Genomic DNA, 20,259 nt, shown 5'->3' on the forward strand with positions numbered 1-20,259 from the left:
TGGCGCCGCCTGGGAGCGCTAGGTCTGTGCGGGCTCCTCGTGTGTGGCGTGGTCCGGTCCGCGCGGGCGAGCAGCCGGGACCGTAGCATCGCTCAATTTTATCACTCGCGCTGGACGGTCAAGGACGGCGCGCCCGGCCAGATCTCCGCGCTCGCGCAGACCCGGGACGGCTTCCTGTGGCTCGCCGCCGCGGCGACGCTCTACAGATTCGACGGCGTCCGCTTCGAGCACGTGGAACCGCTGGACGGTGAACCCTTCACGGTCGGCATCCAGACGCTGCATGCATCGCCCGACGGTGGCTTGTGGCTGGGATTTCAGCAAGGCGGCGCGGCCTATTTCAAGGACGGGCACGTCACGCGTCATGGCGAGGCGCAAGGTCTGTCGCCGCATCAACTTTCGTCGTTCGCCATCGACGCAGACGGAGTCGTCTGGACGGGCGGCAGGTCCGCCGGGCTGCTCCGACTCGAGGGCGGGCGCTGGCATTCCGTGGGCGACGACTGGGGCTTCCCGAGCAGGCAGGCCACCTATGTGTTCGTCGACCGCGATGGCACGTTGTGGGTCGCCACGGAGAACACGCTCGTCTTTCTCCCCAAGGGCAGCCGCACGTTTCGCAAGACGGGCGCGCGCGTGAAATGGGTGGGCCGTATCGCGCAGGCGTCGGATGGCTCGATCTGGATCACGGAGCTCGATGGCAATGTGCGGCCCGTGGCACGCGCGAATGGAGAGCTCCTCGACGCACCGGCGAGCATCGACGTGCTGTCGGCCGGCATGGTCTTCGATCCCGAAGGCAGCCTATGGATGAGCACGCTCGGCGAGGGCATGCGCCGGCTGCCTCATCCCGAGCTTTTGGGGGATCGACAGATCGGCCGGCTCGATCCGGCCGCGGAGATTTTCACCGAGAAGGAAGGGCTCAGCGCGGATTACGCCTGGCCGCTCCTCCAGGATCGCGAAGGCAACATCTGGGTCGGCACGAGCGGCGGGCTCGACCGCTTTCGTCACAGCTCGCTGGTGCTCGCGGAGTTTCCTCGCGGCGCGCACGACTTCGCTCTGGCTGCGGGCGACGACGGGGCGATCTGGGCGGGCACGACCAATCGTCCCTTGATGCGGCTGCACGACAGGCAGGTCGAGCTCACCGAGCTCGATGCGGACGTCCGCTGCGCCTATCGCGATCCAGACGGCACCGTGTGGCTCGGGACCTCGAAAGACCTCTGGCGCATCGAGGGCAACCGGCCCGTGCGTGTCGCCGCGCTCCCCGAGACGGCGGTGTCCCAGCAGGTCCAGGCCATGACGAAGGACGCGTCGGGGGCGTTGTGGGTCGCCCAGGCGGCCGCAGGGCTCTTGCGCTGGAAGGACGGCGTCTGGACGCGGATGGAAGAACCGCTCGGCCTCGCGCCGGAGATACGGGTCTTTTCAGCGACGACCGACGCGGAGGATCGCGTCTGGCTCGGATCGCGTGACAATACGATCATCGCCATCGACCACGGGGTCGCGCGCCATTATGGCGCCGCGGATGGGCTCCACCTGGGGACGGTGATCTCGCTGCGAGCTGGAAAGCGGCTCTGGGCGGGTGGAGAGCACGGCCTCGCCCATTTCGACGGCCACCGCTTTCACCCCTTCGGCGTGGCGGACAAGGAGTCCTTTCGCGGCGTCGCGGGCATTCTGGAGATGCCCGACGGTGGTTTGTGGCTCCACGCAGTCCCGGGCATTTTCCACATCCCTGCGGACGAGGTGGCGCGCGCCGTCGCCGATTCGACCTACCTCGCGCGCGGCGAGCGCTTCGATTTCCTCGATGGTTTGCCTGCCCGACCCACCTTGTTGCGACCCTTGCCCACCGCGGTGCAGGGCACCGACGGCCGGCTGTGGTTCGCGACGAGCAATGGTGTGGTGTGGATCGATCCGGCGCGGATCTTCCGCAATCCCGTACCTCCCCCGGTGGCGATTCGGTCGGTGCACGTGAATGGGCGGCGGCTCGCGCCGAGCTCCTCACTCACCCTACCGGAGCGGGCGACGAGCATCGAAATCGATTACACGGCCCTGAGCTTCACCATTCCCGAGCGCGTACGTTTTCGTTATCGCCTCGAAGGCGTGGACGAGGCATGGCAGGACGTCGGCGCGCGGCGAGAGGCTTACTATACAACTCTCGACCCTGGACACTATCGCTTCCGGGTCATCGCCGCGAACAACGACGGCGTCTGGAACGAGACCGGCGCGACGCTCGACCTCACCTTGCCGCCGGCCTTCTTCCAGACGTGGTGGTTTCGCGCGCTCTCTGCCGCCGCGGTCCTTTTGGGGCTCTGGGCGGCGTACCTCTTGCGATTGCGAAAGGTGCGGGCGCACATGCGCAGCTTGCTGGAGGAACGCCACCGCGAGCGCGAGCGCATCGCGCGCGAGCTGCACGACACGCTGCTGCAGGGCTTCCAGGGCTTGATTCTCCGCTTTCAGGCCGCGGTGGAGAAGCTGCCGGCGAGCGAGCCGGCGCGGGCGGCGATGGAGAAGGCGCTCGACCGAGCCGACGAAGTCCAGGGCGAGGCGCGTGCCCGGGTGAAGGATTTGCGCGCGGCTTCGGAGCGCGTCGGCGAGCTATCGAGCGCCTTCACGAGGGTAGGGGAGGAGCTCGCGCAGGATGGGCCTGTGGAGTTTCACGTCTCGGTCGAGGGGCAGCCGCCGTCGCTGGATGCAATCGTACGCGACGAGGTCTTTCGTATTGGTCGCGAGGCGCTGCTGAACGCATTCCATCACGCCGGCGCGCAGCGGATCGAGGTGGAGCTCGTTTATGACGACGGTGAGCTCTGCCTGCGCGTCCGCGACGACGGATGTGGTGTCGACGCGGAGCTCCTCGAGGCCGGAGGGCGCCCCGGGCATTGGGGGCTGCCCGGCATGCGCGAGCGGGCGCGAAGAATAGGAGCGCAGCTCGAAATCGGGGGCCGCGGCGATGCGGGGACGGTGGTCGAATTGCGCGTGCCGGCCGCGGTGGCGTATCGCGGCGACCCGAAGCGCGCCTTTCGACATCGGCTGTGGCGTGTCGTCCGGGGAGGCCGCTGACCACGCTCGACCGTCGACGTCAGATATCGATGATGCCGCGCTTCAGCGCGACCACCACGGCGTGTGTCCTGTCCTTGGCGCCGAGCTTGGTCAGCACGTTCTTCATGTGCGTCTTGACCGTCTCCTCGGAGATGCCGAGCCGCGCGGCGACTTCCTTGTTCGCGTTGCCGGCGGCGACCTGGGAAAGGACGTCGCGCTCGCGCGCCGTCAGCTCGTCGTCCGCCATGTGTTCGGCCATCTCGGAGGCGATGTCGGCGGAAATGCGACGGCGCCCCGCGTGCACGCTGCGTATCGTCTCGACCAGCTCCTTTCGGAGCATGTTCTTGAGCAGATACCCCGACGCGCCGGCCTTGATGGCGCGCAGCGCCTGCGCGTCGCCCTCGTAGGTCGTGAGGACGATGATTCGTGCTGCGGGGAACTCCGCGCGTATCGCGGTGATCGCATCGATCCCGCCCATCGTGGGCATCCGGACGTCCATCAACGTGATGTCGGGCCGGTGCTCGCGGAAGGCTTGCAGGGCGTGCTCGCCGTCCTCGGCCTCGGCGATCAGCGTCATGTCCGTCTGCCCGTCGATCATGGCGCGGAGCCCTTCGCGCAGCAGCGGATGATCGTCGACGACCAGGATGCGAATGGGCGAGCCGGTGGAGCTCATCGTTACGTTGGATGCCCTACGTTCCCAGCTTCGGACTCCCCCAAAAGGGGGAGCGTAGAGTCCCTTATCCCAGGTTCCGTCGTGTCGCGCCAGTGGGAAATTTCGTGGATTCGACGCTTCGTCTCCCATTCGGCGAGCGTCGAGGCGCCGCGCGCCGCGGGAGCGTGCGTTCCCTCGACCGGGGGAGCGATGGCATGCCCTTCCGAGTGTTTCGCGACCGAACGTGACGCCCTACCGTGACATCGAGGAAGGGGCGCTGCGGCGCCCAGACGTCCTGATCCACGAGGGAATTCGACGATGACGATCGGAATTATCGGCGCCGGAGACATTGGCCTCGCCATCGCCAAGCGGCTCGCCCGCGCGGGCGTGCATGCGGTGATCAGCAATCGTCGGGGGCCGGATTCCCTGACCCACGTCGCGTGGGAGCTCGGCCCCACGATCACGGTCGCTTCGCGCGAGGTCGCCGCGCAGGCCGACATCGTGTTCCTGGCCGTGAACTGGGAGCACCATGTCGAAGCGTTGTCCGGTCTGCCGCCGTGGAGAGGTCGGATCGTCGTCGACGCCATGAACCCGATCATTGCCCCGGGCCTCACCGTCGCGAATCTCCGCGGGCGAACGTCGAGTGAGGTCGTGGCCGAGCGTGTCCCGGGCGCGCGCGTCGTGAAGGCTTTCAACACGCTGACGCCGGCGGCTCTCGAGGCCGATCCTCATGTGCGCGGCGGGCGGCGCGTGGTCGTCATGTCCGGCGACGACGCGGCGGCAAAAGCCGAAATCGCGAGGTTGATCCACCGACTGGGATTCATGCCCGTCGACCTGGGCGGCCTCGTCGACGGCGGTCGACTGCAGGAGTTTCCGGGTGGGACGTTCCCCGCCCTGAATCTCATCGAGCTCGGGTGACGAGCGCGGAGCCGCAACGCTGCAAGGCCCCGCTCCAGACCCCGCTTACAATTTCTCGGACAGCGCGCTGTGGTGGTATCGTGCGATCCTACCATGTCTCAGGTCGAGGGCCGAGATGCCGACGCTGGTCTACAATCCTGGTGAGCCGGACGAGCGCTGCTTCCCCATCGGGGAGGCCTCCGTGACCATCGGTCGCGCGGAGGACCAGGGCATCTACATCCCGCACAAGAGCCTGTCGCGGAGCCACGCGCGCATCGAGCCTTCCGAGGGGCGATTCGTCGTCGTCGATCTGGAGAGCAAGAACGGCACGCTCGTCAACGGCGTACGGGTCAAGCGCAAGGAGATCAGGCACGGCGACACGCTCACGCTCGGCGATCTCGATCTGCTCTTCCGCAACGAGGACACGCGCGACAGCGAGAACCCGGTGAGCCGGACGCACGACACGCAGCCCCAGGCGACACGCGCGCTCTTGCGCAGCCCCATCGCGCGGCTCGTCGGCGATCCGGACCTGGCAGGGAGCCAGGATCCCGGGACGCGGGCGCACGGACGGCTGCGAATTCTGATGGAGGTCGCGAAGCTGCTCCCCGTCTCGGACGACGTCGATTCGCTCCTCCAAAAGACCCTCGACCTCGTCTTCCAGATCCTCGACGTCGATCGGGGCGTGATCCTCCTGATCGACGAGCAGACGGGCGAGCTCACGCCGCGCGTGGTGAAGCCCGCGCAGCCGGCGCATGGTGACCTGCCGATTTACAGCGAAAACATCGTCGAGTACGTCCTCCGCAAGAGCGTCGCGGCGCTCTTCGCCGACGCGGTCAGCGATGCGCGCCTCGGCTCGGCCCGGTCTGTCGTCGTGCAGTCGATCCGCGCGTCGATGTGCGTGCCGCTCAAGCCGAGAGACGACGTGATCGGCGTGCTTTACGTCGACAACCTGCGCGCGGCGCACCGCTTTTCCGAGGACGATCTCGATTTCCTCGTCGCCTTCGCCAGCCAGGTGGCCGTCGCCATCGAAAACGCGCGGCTCTACCGGCGTGTCGAGCTGGAGACGGTCGCGCGCATGCAGCTCATCATGGAAGCGAAGCTCGCTTCGCTCGGCGCGATGGTCTCGGGCATTGCGCACGAGCTCAGAAACCCGCTGCACTTCATGATGAACTTCGCCGAGGTCTCCACGGGCCTGACGGCGGATCTGACAGAGGCGCTGCGCGCGCAAGGTCCTCGGCTCCCTGCCGACGCGCGCGCAGATCTGGACGAGATGCTGGTCGACCTGGGCGAGAACACGCGCCGGATCAACGAGCACGGTCGGCGTGCGAGCACGATCATCCAGAACATGACCCAGCATGCGCGCCGGACGGCAGGCGTGCGCGAGGCCGCCGATCTGAACACCGTGCTGGCGGAGAGCGTGCACCTCGCCCGCAAGGGGCCGCATGGGGCCGGGCTCGAGGTGACCGTCGTGGCGGACTACGATCCGGCGATCGGGCCCGTGGAAATGGTGACCCACGACATGGGCCGGGTTTTCCTCAACGTGATCGAGAATGCGATCGATGCGATGCGGGAGAAGAAGCGCGATCAGGGCCCGGGCTACGTGCCTGAGCTCCGCGTCCGTACGATCGGGCGTGGAGGTCAGGTCGAGGTGCGCATCCGCGACAATGGTACGGGTATCTCGAAGCGAATCGAGGAGCGGATCTTCGAGCCGTTCTTCACGACGAAGCCCTCCGGGCAAGGGACGGGGCTCGGGCTCTCGCTGAGCCACGAGATTGTCGTGCTCGGACATCAGGGGTCGATGCGGGTGGAGACGATCCCGGGGGAGTTTGCGGAGTTCGTGATCACGTTGCCAAAGGGGGCGGGCGTGGGATCGAGGCGGTGAGGAATGCGGAGCGGAAAGGCGCTGCCTTCATCGCGGGCGCGCCTCGCGCAGCGCCGTGCCTGCCGATCTGGGCGGGCCAACGATGGCCTTGACAGACCCCGCCAGGGCTGGTGTGGTACTTCTCTGCGGGGAGACACAAACCTCGTGATCAGCGGAACTGACGAGGCGGGCTAGCGATCATGGGGAACGAGGGCTCTCTGCTCGTGGTCGGCACGGGCATCCAGTGGGGCGGGCAAACGACGCTCGCCGCGCGACACGCGATCGAGAAGGCAGAACGGGTGCTGTTCGTCGTCGCCGATCCCTGGGCCTCGCAGTGGGTGCTCAGCCTGAATCCGCGCGCCGAGCAGCTCCCGTATCCGCTGGATGGACGTCCTCGCAGGCAGATCTATCTCGACATGGTCGAGCGCATCCTGAGCGAGGTACGGCTGGGCCGACAGGTTTGCGCGGTCTTCTATGGCCATCCGGGCTTTCTCACCGCTCCCGGGCACGAGGCCGTCCGCCGCGCGCGGAGCGAAGGTTTTTTCGCGCGGATGCTGCCCGGTGTGTCGTCGCTTGACTGCCTGATCGCGGACCTCGGGCTCGAGCCTGGGCACGATGGCTGGCAGGTCTTCGAAGCGACGAACTTCCTCACGCGTCCGCGTTCCTTTGACGTCCACACGGCGCTGATTCTCTGCCAGATTGGCGGGATCGGGAACCTCGGTCCCTTCGATCCATCGGAGCGGGAGCGGATCCGGCGTGGGCTCTCCGCTCTCGGCGAGCTGCTCCGCAGCCGATTTCCCGCGACCCATGAGGCCGTGATCTACGAGGCGTCCGTTCATCCGGTCGATCCACCCAGGATCGACCGGGTCACGCTCGGCAATCTCGAGGAGGCGTCCGTTTCGGAGCTCTCGACGCTTTACGTGCCGCCGATCGAGCGGGCCCCGCTCGACGCCCGGATGGCCACGCGGCTGGGGCTTGACGGGGGGGACCCGTCCCGTACCTGAGCATCTTGCCGTCGCATAAGGAGGCATTGCCCATGAATGAAATGATGGAGAAGGAAGCTCCCTCGCCGCAGCAGGCCGAGATGCTCCGCACGAGCGGTCTCTACTCGAATGCGGTCGACTGCTTCACGGCGTGGCTCGAGAACAACAAGAACGATGCGTGGAGCATCGCCCATCGTGGCGCTGCGCGGGCCGCGCTCGGGGATCACCAAGGCGCCATCGCCGATCTCGATCTGGCGCTGGAGATGCGAAAAGGGTATTATCCCTGGGCGCATGCGCAGAAGGGGGAGGCTCACCGTATCTATGTGCGGGATATCATCCCCTGGGTCGAGGAGAACCTGTCGAGGCTCGAGGGAGAGATCAACAAGTCGCTCGCGTCGTTCGCGGAGGCCATCAAGCAGTCGAGCGGCTATGCATGGGCTTATGCGCACAAGGGGGCCATGCATGCGGTCGCCAGCTTCATCTACAAGAGATTTCCCGCTGCCACCGGAGACTGGGAAAACCACTTCAACGAGGGCTCCAGGTGCTTCCGGAGGGCGACGGAGCTGAATGGCGCGTACGCCTGGGCCATTGCATTTCACGCCCTTCTGCACGCGACCAATCAGGATTTCGATAAGGCGCAGGAGCTGATGGGGCTGGCCGTGCAGCGCAACGTGAACCACGATCTGCATCACCACCGGGCGATGGCCGAGTTGCTGTATTATGGGGGCCGATACCAGGAGTCTTTGGTGCAGGGGTGGCTGACGCGCCAGCTCGACCCCGAGGACATCCTTGTGCTGTATTTCGTCGCGCAGAGCCTCTTCCAATCAAAGAGCCCGAACGCAAAGGCCGCCAGCGACCTCGCGCTCGACCGGCTCTGGACGCTGCTCAACATCAACGTGCTCATGATTTCCGGACTTTACTACGCGAGGGGCGAGAGCAAGGAGGCCGCGGATATGATCAGGCTCCTCCTCGGAAAACAGAACATGGAGACGCTCTTCATCGCTCATAGCGATCCGGTGTGGGAGGACGTACGAAACGGGCGCGTGAAGGACGAAGAGCTTTTGCCTGTCTACCAGGCTCTCATATCGGGCAAGAGCCGTTATAAGAAAGAGACATGAAGGAGGCGGCGAATGAATGAAATGATAGAGGCAAGGTCAGAGCATCTCTTCCATTGGCTCGCGGAGCTGAGCGTCGATCCCTTCAAGCTCGAGGCGCTGGTCCGAGATCCTGCGCGGGTGATGGCGGAGGCTGGGCTTTCGCCCGCCGAGCAGGCGCTCGTCGAGCGCCGCCTGAAGGGGGAGGGTAGCGTGGCAGCTCCACCTGTGCGGGGGGCGTTCGTCTTCGATCCTGGTGATGATCCCGACCCGAACCCGGACCCCATGCCTGAGAGGCCTGCGGAGCCTTCCTCCTAGGACTGCCGATCGCGTTCCCGCTCAGCGTACGACCGGACGTCCCTGTTGCCCTCGGGAAGTGCGTACCGCCGGAGCGGACACGCGCTGCCTTTATCTCGGGCGCGCCTCGCGCAGCGCCTCGAGCAGTTCCCTGTCGCGTTCCTACGATTTCTACTCTCTTTTCGTCGTCGGGCTCAACGAGAAGCGCTGGATCCGTGTACGCGCCGTCGGGGTGGGGTGCACGGACGAGGGGTGGGCGCGTGCCGTACGCAGGCACGACCCTGCTCGCCGGGCCGTGCCTGCCGTTTCAACGACTATCCGTACAACTTTTTCAGCGCCTTCAGGAGGTTCCTTCCCATGGGTGAGCCGAGCCCCGTGCAAGGATTCCACACCTGCCCCGGGCGCGCGTCGTAGCCGCCGTTGCTCCCCTTTTCTGTGGTGCGAAACAGATTCTTCTTTTCGCGCTGCAGCTCGTAGAGGAAGGGGTGGATGAATCCCAGCCTGCGGCCCAGCATCTGGTTCAGCCGGATGATGAGGCCCGCCAGCACCGGCGAAGCGGCGCTCGTGGCCCCGCCGGAGCCCCATTGGCCGTCGAAATAGATGTCGTACCCATGGAGAAGATCCGCGCTCGCGGCGATGTCCGGGATTCCGCGCCCGCGATAGCGCTCGAGCGGCTGCACCACCGTGCCCCGAGCCGTCATCGTCACGGCTTCGGGCACGTCCAGGCCTTCCTGATAAACGGGGAGCGAATTCAGAACACTGACGCCACCGCCGCTCGCGCCGCCGGGCCCGCTGTAGATGATATGGCCCCTCTCGTCTTCGATGCTCCAGCGCTGTGCTAGCTGGTTCCAGACCACCTCTTCGCGGATCCGATTGCCCTCGGCGATGAGCTTGGTGCCACCACAGGCGAGTACGAGGGGGCTCGCGGCCGGATAGCAGGTGACCGAGCCCATCACCAGGAGCGGCACTCCCTGCCTCTCCGATACATGGACCGGATTCATCGAGCCGAAATCACCGGAGGGTGCGCAGATGGTGATACCCAGGAGCGTGGCCTTGACCAGCAGCTCGTTCAGCGCTGCCTCCTCGGCTTGGCTGATACTGGCATCCGCGCCTTCCGGCGCACACCAGGCCACGGACAGCACCGACGGCTGGTTCTGCGTGTCGAAGATGGCCGTCGCCATGACACGATAAAGATCGTGAACGGAGAAGTCTTGCGAGTGGTGATTGTAAAGGACGATCTTCGCGCCTGGACAGACGGTCCCCGCGAGCTCGACGCCCATGGTGACTTCCACGTCGAACGTGTAGCTCGGCTCCGCTCCTTCCCCCCCGGCGGGAACATGCGCGATGACGGGCATCGGGGCGAATGTTTCGAAGTAGCGCGCGATATCCCGAGCGTCGTACGTGCCGGCCATCTCGATGAGCCCCAGGCATTGCCCTTCGCCGGGGAGGCCGTGTGCAGGCGCTGGATACTCGTAGAGCTCTGCGATCTGCCGCGCGGAGTAGTTCGACGCAGCGGGAGCTCCGCCGCGGGCTTCCTTCTGACGTTGATATGCGGGGGTGTGCAGCGCGGGGGGAACACGCGCGCTCCGGAGAACGTGGATCACGCCATCGAGGCGCTCGACGCCTTCGAACGAGCGCGTCGGGCCTTCCAGCGTCAGAGCGGCCATGAGCTTCACCGCGCCCGAGAGCTTTTCCCCCGCCATGAAGCTGCCAGGATCGACGACGCGCAGCCCCCTTTGCACCACGAAGCTTTCGACCGCCTCGAGGGCGCTCTCTGTCGCGCCATAACGTTCCTCGAACTGGGCGTAGTCGAGGTGCCCTGGGGAGGGGAAAGCATCGGGGGCCCTGTTCGTCGGCCTTGACGGCGGGTATTTGCAGATCTGCTGGACCGACGGGAGCTCACTCCGGGTGCGGAGCACCAGAGTGCAGCGGCTCACGTCGTCGCGCGGGGGCTCGCGGGTCGCGAGGTCCACGCGGGCGTCGGTCGCTTTCTCAGGCAAGTTCGTCCTCCTTCCGATGGCTCGTCATGGTACCGAATCTCCTTCCAGATGGAAGGCGCACGGCCCCGCTCTGCATCTGGAAAACGCGGCCGGTCGCATGTATTGTGAGCCGAACGCTCACCGATGAACCGAGTCCTGCGCTTCAAGCACCATCTCCGCATCGAGCCGCTGGACGGCGAGCGCGTCTTCCTCGTCTCCGAGCAGGACAGGTTCATGCTCCACGGGCGTGTATACGCGCAGATCGCGCCGCTCCTCGACGGGCGGCATTCGGAGCGGGAGGTGGTCGCCGCGCTCCGCGGGCAGGCCTCCCTGCCCGAGATCTACTATGCGCTGGTGACGTTGGAGCAGCGAGGCTACATCGCCGAGGAGATGGCGTCGCTCCCGGGGGAGGTCACGGGTTTCTGGCAATCGCTCGGCGCGGATACCCGGCAGGTGACGGAGCGACTCGCAGCGGCGCCGGTCTCGGTATGCGCGCTGGGCGGCGCGGATTCGGGGCCGCTCGTCGAGGCCTTGATGGGCGCGGGTGTGGTGGTGGGGGACGAGGCAGAGAATCGCGTCATTCTCACCGGTGATTACCTGGATCCAGAGCTCTCCGCGTGGAACCGCGAGGCGCGGCGTCGGGGTATCACGTGGATGCCCGTCAAACCGTCAGGCCCTGCGCCGTGGTTCGGGCCCGTCTTCCAGCCGCGCGGGGCCTGCTGGGAGTGCCTCGCCCAGCGGCTCCGGGCGAATCGGCCGGTGGAGAGTTATCTCGAGCAACGTCGCGGGGACGGCTCCGCGATCGGCGCACCCCGGGTGGCGCTTGCGACGAGCGCGCGCGCCGCAATGGATCTCGCGGCCGTGGCGCTGGCTCGGTGGATCGGCGAGGGGGGCGGCCCGGTCCGCGACAAACTGCTGGTCGTCGACCTCGCGCGCTTCGTGATCGCAGAGCACGCCGTGACGAAGCGACCGCAATGCGCGGCGTGTGGAGATTCGGAGCTCTTGCGCACGCGCGCTCTTTTGCCCGTGGTGCTGGAGAGCCGCCCGCGGCGCTTCACCGAGGATGGTGGGTATCGCGCCGTCTCGCCGGAGGAGACCTGTGCGCGCCACGAGCACCTGATCAGCCCGATCACTGGTGTGATCAGCAGCCTCGGGCCCGTGCCCGGGCACGAGTATCCGCGCGGGACGGCCTATCGCGCCTCGTTCCGGGTGAGGCCCATCGAGAATGCGCCCTCCTTTGACGATTTCCACCGGGCGAGCGCGGGCAAGGGTCGAACGCCCGCGCAGGCCCGCGCCAGCGCGCTGTGCGAGGGCCTGGAGCGATACAGCGCCATTTTCCAGGGAGACGAGCCCCGCCTCCGCGCGACGCTCGCCGAGCTCGGCGGCGAGGGCATTCCCCCGCGCGAGCTGGACCATTTCAGTGACATGCAGTACGCGTCCCGCGTCGCGACGAATGCTGCGGCCCGCGACAGGCGGCTCGCGGTTCCACCGCCCTTCGATGAACGGAAGCCCATCGACTGGACGCCGGTCTGGTCGCTGACCCACGAGCGGCGCCGGTATGTCCCGACAACCTATTGCTACATCAACGTGCCGTCGCCCCCGGACGAGCAGGTCTGCCCGTTCAGCTCCAACGGCAACGCCGCGGGCAATTGCCTGGAGGAGGCCGTCCTGCAGGGTTTTCTGGAGCTTGCGGAGCGCGACGCCATCGCCGTGTGGTGGTACAACCGCCTCCGCCGGCCCAGGGTCGATCTGAAGAGCTTCGAGGATCCCGTTTTCGTCGGGTTCGAGGAGCATTATCGAGCCCAGGGTTTTCCCCTCTGGGTCCTGGACCTCACGCACGACCTCGGCATCTTCTCCTTCGTCGCGCTCGCTCGGTCCGCGGACGGGCGCTTCTGCGTCGGCTTCGGCAGCCATTTCGACGCACGGATCGGCATTTCCAGGGCGCTCACGGAGCTCAATCAGACCTTCGATCCCTCGCTCGGCGCGCCCATGCTCTGGGACGCGGCGGCGGTGCGCGATCCTGGCTATTTGTACCCGGACGAGGCCGCGCCTCCGCGCCGCCGCAGCGATTATCCCGCGCAAGGCGGCGATGACCTCTCTGCGGACATCCGCCTTTGCGTGGACCGCGCCGCGCGCGCAGGCATGGAGACGCTGGTGCTCGACCAGACCCGACCCGATATCGGCCTCTCGGTGGTCAAGGTGATTGTCCCGGGAATGCGCCATTACTGGCCGCGGCTCGGGCCGGGGCGGCTCTACGACGTTCCGGTCCGCATGGGCTGGCTGGCTCGTCCGCTCACGGAGAACGAGATCAACCCGGTGCACCTCCTCGGGTGACCGCGCGGAGGCAGACGGCCATGCGTGATGGTTTCAGGATCCTCGACGCAGATCGCCACGTGATCGAGCCGATCGATCTGTGGAGGAAATACCTCCCGGCCGAGTTCGCGGCCTCGGCCCCGTACATGGTTGAAATGCCCACGACGGAGTCGCTGCCCGCGCGGATTCGCCGGCTGGGCGAAAAAGGCCTCCTCCCGCCCCTGCCGGTGCCCATGTTCGCCGGAGAGCCGGTATGGCACAAGCTCACGGAGCGAGCGCGTGTCGAGCTCGCCTGGACGAGCTCTCGTCGAGCAGGGCAGATGGCCGCGGGCGCGAGCCCGGAGGCGCAGCTCGAGGCCATGAATCGAACGGGGATCGACGTGGCGCTCCTGTATCCCACCTTCGCCATGTATTTGGTGGGCATCGACGGCCTCGAGCCTCGGCTCGCCGCGGAGCTCGCCGGTGCCTACAATGCCTGGCTTCACGATTTCTGCAGCCGGGATAGCGCGCGCCTTCGCGGGGTGGGGCTCATCAGCCCCCATGATCCCGCCGGGATGGTGGCGCAGCTCGAGCGCGTCGCGGCGTACGGCTGGAACGTGGTGGTGCTCCGGCCAAACCCTATCCAGGGCAGAACGCTCGGGCACGCAGCTTATGAGCCTTTCTGGGCGGAGTGCGAGAGGCGTTCGATCGCCGTCGCCATTCACGAGGGGACGCACGCGCGCTCGCCCGCCGCCGGCGCCGATCGTTTCGAGACGCGCTTCGCCCTGCACGCGTGCTCGCACCCGATGGAGCAGATGATGGCGCTCCTCGCGTTCATCGAGGGCGGCGTCCTCGAGCGCCATCCGGGCCTGCGCGTCTCGTTCCTGGAATCCGGCTGCGGCTGGCTCCCCTACTGGCTATGGCGCCTGGACGAGATCGAATTCAAGAGCCTCTCGGGCGAGGTCGCGGAGCACGTGCGCCGGCCGCCTTCCGAATACTTTCGCCGGCAGGGGCTCGTGGCCTTCGAGCCCGAGGAGCCCTATCTCCCGGAGGTCCTGCGGCAGGTCGGAGAAGATCACCTGATCTTCGGGACCGACTTCCCGCACCTCGATCACGACGATGGCATCGTCCAGCGCGCGCTCGCGCTGCGGGCCCGGATTCCGGAGGGAGCGCTCCGGAAGATGTTATGGGACAACGCGGCCCGGTTTTGCGGGCTCGATGGATGAGTCCGCACGGGGACGGCGCAATGCTTCCACGCGAACGAGGGTGTCCGCCGTGGTCTCGTTCTCCATGGCCACCTGGAGCTCGGCGCCCGGGCCATAGGCTTGCTCGAATTCGGCAATCAAATCTGGGTGAGCGGTCGCCAGGGGCACGTGCCAGCCGTCGAGCTCCACCGCGTAGCTTCCCGCGCGAGCCCAGACCATTTCATCCGTGAGCAGCCCGGAGTTTTCGCGTGGACGGCCCACGAGTACGGCAGCCGCTTGCCGGCGCGTGAGCGGCTGCTCCGCGACGGCCCCGGGGAGGTCGCGCGTGTCGGTGAGGTGATATGTGTCGGGGGCCGTGCGGCTCACCGAGAGGATCGGCAGTTTGCCCCTGCCGGGGAGCCAGCGCGCATTCCAGGCACGCACCTCCCGGTCGATGGCGGCGATGAGCTCGGGATGCTCGCCCGCCACGCTCGAGAAATCGCCATCGAAATAGTATGCGACGAGCCGTGCGTCGGCGCCTTCGGGCAGGATGTCGCCGTAGACCTCCGCCGGCCTCAGGTTCTGAATGCCATAACGCTCCGGATACTTCCAGTACGGGCTGAACCGGAAGAGGCAAAGAGGCATGAAAATCTTGGGTGGCTCGAGGTGATGGAGCAGGGGCAGGAGCGTGAGGTAATGCTCGTAGTCCTCCGCGCGATCGCCCGGGAATCCGAAGAGCAGGCCCCAGATCAGGCTCAGGTAGCTCGCGCGCGCGTAGCGGAGGAGCGCGACGTTGTGGCGCGCGAGGGTACCTTTGTCCATGCGCCGGAGGAGCGGGCTCGAGAGGGCCTCGATCCCCGGCTGCGCGATGTCCACGCCGGCCTTCCGGAGCAAAACGACCTTTTCGAGCGTGAGATTCGCCTTCTCCTCGTAGAACATCCGCACGCCCGGCAGCTCCTCGGGCAGTCGCGGCAGGACGCTCTTGAAATAGGAATGTGGCATGATGTCGTCCACGTTGTGGACGCGCCGGGACGGGTGCTTGGCGAGGAGCTCTCTGAGCTCGCCGATGACGCGATCGGGCGCCTTTTCGCGATAGCGCATCGAGGCCACGCCGCAGAAGGTGCAATGGTGCTTTTGCCCCCACCAGCAGCCGCGGCTGCTCTCGTACGAGAGCGCGACCATCTGTCGGGCGAGAGCGTCGTCCTCGAAGCAGGCGCGGCGCTGTCGATAATATTCATCGTAATCAGGCGTGGGCAAAGCGTCGAGGTCCATGCAGACCTCCCCCTCGACGACGCGCCCCTCCGGACGCGCGCCGGCGAGAAAGGCGGGGAAGGCCTTCTCGCATTCACCGGAGAAGGCAAAGTCGATCGCGTCGCTCAGCGAGGCGATCCCCTCCGCCATGCCTCCCGTGCAATTGGCTCCGCCGATGAGGGTCGTGGTCCCGGGCGCGCGCTGCTTGATCCGCCGCAGGATCGCGATACTCGACGCGGTTTGCTCGAAGACGGTCGTGCAACCGACGACAGGGCAGCCGAGCTCCGCGACGGCCTGCGCGAAGCGCTCCACCCAGTCCTCGACGTGCGCCGAGAGCTCGACGAGCCGAGGGAAATCAATGACGCACCGCTTGCGCCCGAAGCCCGCCTCCAGGCGTATCGACGCGAGCTTCGCCTCGGCTTGCCGCCCGAGGAGGGGCACGCCATAGGCAGCGCGGGCGAAAACGCGCTCTCCGAGCATGTTGCTGAAGACCCGACCCCCGGACCAGTGGAGGGTCACGGCGTCGCTCAGCGCGTGATAAACGGGCTGCGTGATCTCCCGGGCCAGGAGCATGCCGGCGTAGATCACCGCGACCTCGAAGCCGGCCGCCTTCGCGCAGCCCTGGAGGAGATGGACGCCCAGGTGAGGAAAATCGAGAGCCGCGAAGGGGGGGACGATCAGGATGGCGTCCGGGCGTCGCGGCAAGTCGGGGAGCGTCATGGGCTCGGCGCGGAAGCTCGAAGCGGTCGGCTGGTCCTGGGTGATATCCATCGTCGTCCTCCTCTTCGATTTCGATGAGGCGAGCGGCCCCTCGTCCTTTCTCGAGGATCGACGGGCCGCTCCTCGGGGGCGCAGGATCAGCAGCAGAAGCAGGGATAGCTGCGACCGCGCATGTATTCGACGAGCGCGAGCGGGGCGTCCTGGATGTTGCTCGGGCGCCTCGGGAGCCACAGGGTCACATGGGCCCCCGGGAGGGGGACCGCATCGGGATCCTCGCTCTTCGCCTCGCTGTCCTGGCTCGATGAGCCCTTCACCACCAGACTTGCAGATTGGTGCAGATGATAATCACAATGCTGCGCCAGGAATGCACGAGGGTCGTCCTTCAGCGCAGTTTCATATTTTTCCGGGTCGCTCCACACCAGCGCCACCGCCTTGGTCCAGGCGATTTGCCATTCCTCCAGCGTGCGCAACGCCTCGATCGTGACGGCCTTCGAGGGTTGCTGCGACCCATCGCCGGCGCTTTTGTTCCCGTCCGCCATGTCATCACCTCCCGGCGCAGTGTCGAATGGGCTCGACGTCACTGCGCCACGGCAACGAAGTGTACCACAGCCAGGTTGCCTTTGCGGTTCGGTTCTGGCATCTCCGCGACCGGAAAATTTCGATGTCCTCAACCTTTTGCGATATCCTTGACAGGCATCGCCGACGATGATGTCGTCCCTCTTTTGAACGGCCATGCGTAACGAGCTCCGCATCTTCGACGCCGATCGCCACGTGATCGAACCCGAGGAGCTCTGGCCTCGATACCTCGAGTCTGCGTGGGCTGGCCACGCTCCCTATGCTGTTCAGCAAGCCCCGCGTGAGCAACTCGGCGCACGCATCGCGCGGCTTGGCGCGCGCGCGCTTCTCCCGCCGTCATCCGAGCTTTACGTCGATGGCGAGCCGATTGCGGCGCCGCGCCTCGAACGGACCGCGCTCGAGCTCACCGCATCCGCGCTCGCGCGGCTCTCCGACATCAACGCCGCGGGCCGAGCGGACGCACAGCTACGGTCCATGGATGCGGCGGGGATCGACGTCGCCGTCCTGTACCCGACGCACGCGCTTTACCTGACGGCGATCGATGGAATGGCAGCGGACCTCGCGGCCGCGTTCGCGCGCGCCTACAATGACTGGCTGCGCGACCTTTGTCGCGAAGAGCCCAGGCGGCTGCGCGGCGCAGGCCTGATCAACAGGCACGATCCGGGTGCCATGGTGGCGGAGCTCGAGCGTATCGTGGGTTTCGGGTGGCGAGCGGTGGTGCTCCGGCCAAACCCCATTGCCGGCCGCACGCTCGGCGATCCGTCCTACGAGCCATTCTGGACTGCGTGCGAGTCCCTCGGGGTCGCGGTGGCAATGCACGAGGGCACGCACGCGCGCGTCCCCACGGCGGGCGCAGATCGTTTCCGCACGCGTTTTGCGCAGCACGCCTGTTCGCATCCGATGGAGCAGATGATGGCCTTTCTGGCGCTGCTCGAAGCCGGCGTCCTCGAACGGCACCCGCTGCTCAAGGTCGCGTTCCTCGAGGCAGGCGCGGGGTGGTTGCCCTACTGGCTGTGGCGGCTCGACGAGGTGGAATACAGCGCCCTCGCGGGCGAGGTGGCCGAAAACGTCCGGCAGAAGCCGTCGACTTACTTCCGGAGGCAGTGCTTCGTCACCGCTGAGCCCGGCGAACCTGGTTTGACCGAGGTTTTGCGCTGGGTCGGCGAGGACCGCGTGCTTTTTGGCACGGACTTCCCGCACCTCGATCACGCGGGCGATATCATCGACAGCGTTTTTCGGACATGGAGCGATTTTCCGCGCAGCACGCTGCAGAAGATCCTCTGGGAGAACCCGGCGCGGTTTTACAATATCGAACGGTAGCCAGGAAGCGCCGGGGAGCTCATCGCGCCTCGCGTGAGCGCGTGCGAGGAGGATCCGGCCTGCTCAACAGAAAATTTGCTTGATCGGGCGATCGGCGCCCCACTGCGCGAGTGCGACGGCGCCGTCGTTCATATCGGCGGGTTTCGGCGGGAGCACCAGCGTGATCGACGTCGAATCCGAACCTGCTTCGACGAACCGGAGCTGGACGTTCTCCGGCATGTTGCACCCAATCGAGCCCAGCGCCGCGTGCGCATCTTTGAGCAGTAGTGCCCGGAAACGTTCGTCCTCCCATGCCCGCGCGATGGCGAGGAGCACACCTTGGTAGAAGTCAATCTCTCTGGAATCGGCGCTCATGAGGGTTCGTCTCCTTGGGGTGCGTTTGCCTGGCCGCGCCCCCTTGATCTGGAGGGACGAGGCGTTTAGCCTCAACTGTCCCAAAAAGAGGGTATCACATGGTCATGCTAGGTGAGAAGGACGTCGTGGAAGATGTTGACGTCGCCATCGTCGGCGGAGGGCCAGCGGGATGCTACGTAGCGTTTCGTTTGGCCAGCGCGGACCTCTCCGGTACGAGGCTTGCGGAGTGGGCGCGCGCGCGTTCGGATGGGAAGCTCAAGGTTCGTCTCTACGAGCGCAGCGATCGCGTCGGCGGGCGCGTCCACTCCATCTTTCGCAAGGACCTGATGCCGGACGTGGCCATCGAGTTGGGCGCCGAGGGGTTCTATGAACCGCCGGCTCCGAACGGTTCGACCCCGCCCCCGTACCCTGGCCATGTGCATGTCGCGGCGCTCGTGGAGCTCTTCAAGCTTGCGACGACGCCGTTCGAGCCCGGGAGCGTGCTCAATCCCTACTACACCCGAGGCAAGCGATTCACCGCCAGCGCCGTGATGCCTCCAACAAATACGGATCCGTCGGCCGTGCCATACGACGTGACGTGGTCGGAGGGCCTCAGCCTCGGAAACATCCTGGGGTATGCGTTCAACCGTATCTATCCCGGCGCGACCACGAAATCCGCCAGCGAGTGGCGAGAGCTGCGAAAAACGGCGACCTTCAAGGGGGATCCGCGCGGAGAACTGCTCTACAAGCTGCGTATCGGTGATCTTCTCCCGAAGGTGCTCAGCCCCGAGGCGTTCGCATTCCTCTGGGATACGACACCGCTACGCGGGCGGATCACCATCGCCAACGCAGCAGACACCATGGCGGAGCTGATCTGTAACGACTTCACGACGCTCACGCCCGTATGCATGCCAAAGGAAGGTTATCAGGCGATCGAGAACGGCCTCGCCGAGCGGTTCGGGCTCCAGAACATCGCTTTCCGTAGCTGCCTCCAGGAGATTTGGCCAAACGACGACGGCTCTCTCGACTTGCGTTTCGAGGGACGGCCCGGGGTGGTGCGGGCCAGGAGCGTTGTCCTGGCCCTTCCCCGAACCGCGCTCGAAGCGCTCTCTGGCAGCCCTGTTTTTCAGGGTGAGCGCGCGCAGCAATTTCGTGACGACCTGCCCGCGGTCCAACCGGTGCCGGCGCTCGTTCAATGGGGAATCTACCCCTACCCGTGGTGGCGCGCCGCCGGGGTCACGGCAGGGCCGAGCTTCACCGATCTCCGCATCCGTGAGACCTGGCCCCGGCAAACGCAAGGGGAGCAGCCGGGCGCGAAAGACCAGAACGATCTGTCGTCGATGCTTCTGATGGCCTTCCGTGACGGCGAACAGATCCGCCAGTATTTGGCAGCGCAATCGTTCCGCCCATCCGAGGCGTCCTGCGACGAACCGAGCTGCCTCCTCGGAGACGCCGTGAACGCCGCCTTTGCCACGGACCGGGGCGACCTTATGAAGCTCTATGGCGTGTCGTACATTCCACCGGCCGAGGCGTACATCAGCAAGATCTGGCAGGCGCCGCCGTTCGGCGGAGCGTACCACGTCTGGCTCCCGGAGTGCGAATCAGGGGCGATCGGCAAGCGGATGCTCAATCCAGTGCGTGGCGTCTCGCTCCACGTCGTCGGCGAGGCTTACTCTCAAAATCAAGGTTGGGTCGAAGGCGCGCTGGAGACGGCCGAAGCGCTCCTCGAGACGCATTTCGCGCTGCAGCCGCCTCCCTGGCTGAATCGTACCCAGGCCACGGTCGGGCGATAACAAGCG

The 20,259-nt window shown here is 66.4% G+C and carries 13 protein-coding genes and 1 pseudogene; 9 read left to right on the plus strand and 5 right to left on the minus strand.

Features of this window, described 5'->3' with window-relative positions:
* The first annotated feature begins 48 nt into the window (after positions 1–48).
* Positions 49–3,042 carry a sensor histidine kinase gene (locus tag QHF85_RS34845; protein ID WP_281331704.1) on the plus strand — a complete coding sequence of 998 codons (2,994 nt, stop codon included), beginning with the start codon at positions 49–51 and terminating at the stop codon, positions 3,040–3,042.
* A gap of 19 nt (positions 3,043–3,061) precedes the next feature.
* Here the strand turns inward: QHF85_RS34845 and QHF85_RS34850 are convergent, their stop codons facing one another.
* The gene (locus tag QHF85_RS34850) at positions 3,062–3,694 is read right to left on the minus strand and encodes a response regulator transcription factor (RefSeq protein ID WP_281331705.1); all 633 of its coding nucleotides are present in this window, start codon (positions 3,692–3,694) and stop codon (positions 3,062–3,064) included.
* Positions 3,695–3,982: 288 nt separating this feature from the next.
* Between QHF85_RS34850 and QHF85_RS34855 the strand changes: the two are divergent.
* From QHF85_RS34855 to QHF85_RS34870, 4 genes and pseudogenes are all read left to right on the plus strand, one after another.
* Positions 3,983–4,591 (plus strand): annotated as a pseudogene (locus QHF85_RS34855) (NAD(P)-binding domain-containing protein); the annotation flags it as partial.
* Between the two features lie 115 nt (positions 4,592–4,706).
* Positions 4,707–6,452 carry an ATP-binding protein gene (locus QHF85_RS34860; protein WP_281331707.1) on the plus strand — a complete coding sequence of 582 codons (1,746 nt, stop codon included), beginning with the start codon at positions 4,707–4,709 and terminating at the stop codon, positions 6,450–6,452.
* A gap of 203 nt (positions 6,453–6,655) precedes the next feature.
* The gene (locus QHF85_RS34865; RefSeq protein ID WP_281331708.1) at positions 6,656–7,435 is read left to right on the plus strand and encodes an SAM-dependent methyltransferase; all 780 of its coding nucleotides are present in this window, start codon (positions 6,656–6,658) and stop codon (positions 7,433–7,435) included.
* 32 nt (positions 7,436–7,467) lie between these two features.
* Entirely contained in the window at positions 7,468–8,532 is a 1,065-nt protein-coding gene (locus QHF85_RS34870; protein WP_281331709.1) for a hypothetical protein, read from the plus strand.
* 587 nt (positions 8,533–9,119) lie between these two features.
* Here the strand turns inward: QHF85_RS34870 and QHF85_RS34875 are convergent.
* A complete protein-coding gene (locus QHF85_RS34875; protein WP_281331710.1) occupies positions 9,120–10,778 on the minus strand; it encodes a S53 family peptidase in 1,659 nt (552 codons plus the stop codon).
* A gap of 150 nt (positions 10,779–10,928) precedes the next feature.
* Here QHF85_RS34875 and QHF85_RS34880 point away from each other — a divergent pair, with 150 nt between their 5' ends.
* Together QHF85_RS34880 and QHF85_RS34885 are read left to right on the plus strand one after the other, a co-directional pair.
* The gene (locus QHF85_RS34880) at positions 10,929–13,118 is read left to right on the plus strand and encodes a TOMM precursor leader peptide-binding protein (protein ID WP_281331711.1); all 2,190 of its coding nucleotides are present in this window, start codon (positions 10,929–10,931) and stop codon (positions 13,116–13,118) included.
* A 20-nt stretch (positions 13,119–13,138) separates the two neighbouring features.
* Positions 13,139–14,302 carry an amidohydrolase family protein gene (locus QHF85_RS34885; protein ID WP_281331712.1) on the plus strand — a complete coding sequence of 388 codons (1,164 nt, stop codon included), beginning with the start codon at positions 13,139–13,141 and terminating at the stop codon, positions 14,300–14,302.
* Here the strand turns inward: QHF85_RS34885 and QHF85_RS34890 are convergent.
* Positions 14,261–16,282: a RiPP maturation radical SAM C-methyltransferase gene (locus QHF85_RS34890; protein WP_281331713.1), complete on the minus strand. Its 2,022-nt coding sequence runs from the start codon at positions 16,280–16,282 to the stop codon at positions 14,261–14,263. The two genes, QHF85_RS34885 and QHF85_RS34890, sit on opposite strands and share 42 nt — an antisense overlap.
* 86 nt (positions 16,283–16,368) lie before the next feature.
* A complete protein-coding gene (locus tag QHF85_RS34895) occupies positions 16,369–16,770 on the minus strand; it encodes a hypothetical protein (RefSeq protein ID WP_281331714.1) in 402 nt (133 codons plus the stop codon).
* Between the two features lie 193 nt (positions 16,771–16,963).
* On the opposite strand from QHF85_RS34895, the gene QHF85_RS34900 reads away from it, so the two are divergent.
* Positions 16,964–18,127 carry an amidohydrolase family protein gene (locus QHF85_RS34900; protein ID WP_281331715.1) on the plus strand — a complete coding sequence of 388 codons (1,164 nt, stop codon included), beginning with the start codon at positions 16,964–16,966 and terminating at the stop codon, positions 18,125–18,127.
* A 63-nt stretch (positions 18,128–18,190) separates the two neighbouring features.
* Here the strand turns inward: QHF85_RS34900 and QHF85_RS34905 are convergent, their stop codons facing one another.
* Entirely contained in the window at positions 18,191–18,481 is a 291-nt protein-coding gene (locus QHF85_RS34905; RefSeq protein ID WP_281331716.1) for a nitrile hydratase subunit alpha, read from the minus strand.
* A gap of 104 nt (positions 18,482–18,585) precedes the next feature.
* Here QHF85_RS34905 and QHF85_RS34910 point away from each other — a divergent pair, with 104 nt between their 5' ends.
* Positions 18,586–20,253: an FAD-dependent oxidoreductase gene (locus QHF85_RS34910; RefSeq protein ID WP_281331717.1), complete on the plus strand. Its 1,668-nt coding sequence runs from the start codon at positions 18,586–18,588 to the stop codon at positions 20,251–20,253.
* Positions 20,254–20,259 lie beyond the last annotated feature (6 nt).

The sequence above is a fragment of the Polyangium sp. 6x1 genome, from assembly GCF_029946515.1.
In the GTDB taxonomy this organism is placed as follows: domain Bacteria; phylum Myxococcota_A; class Polyangia; order Polyangiales; family Polyangiaceae; genus Polyangium.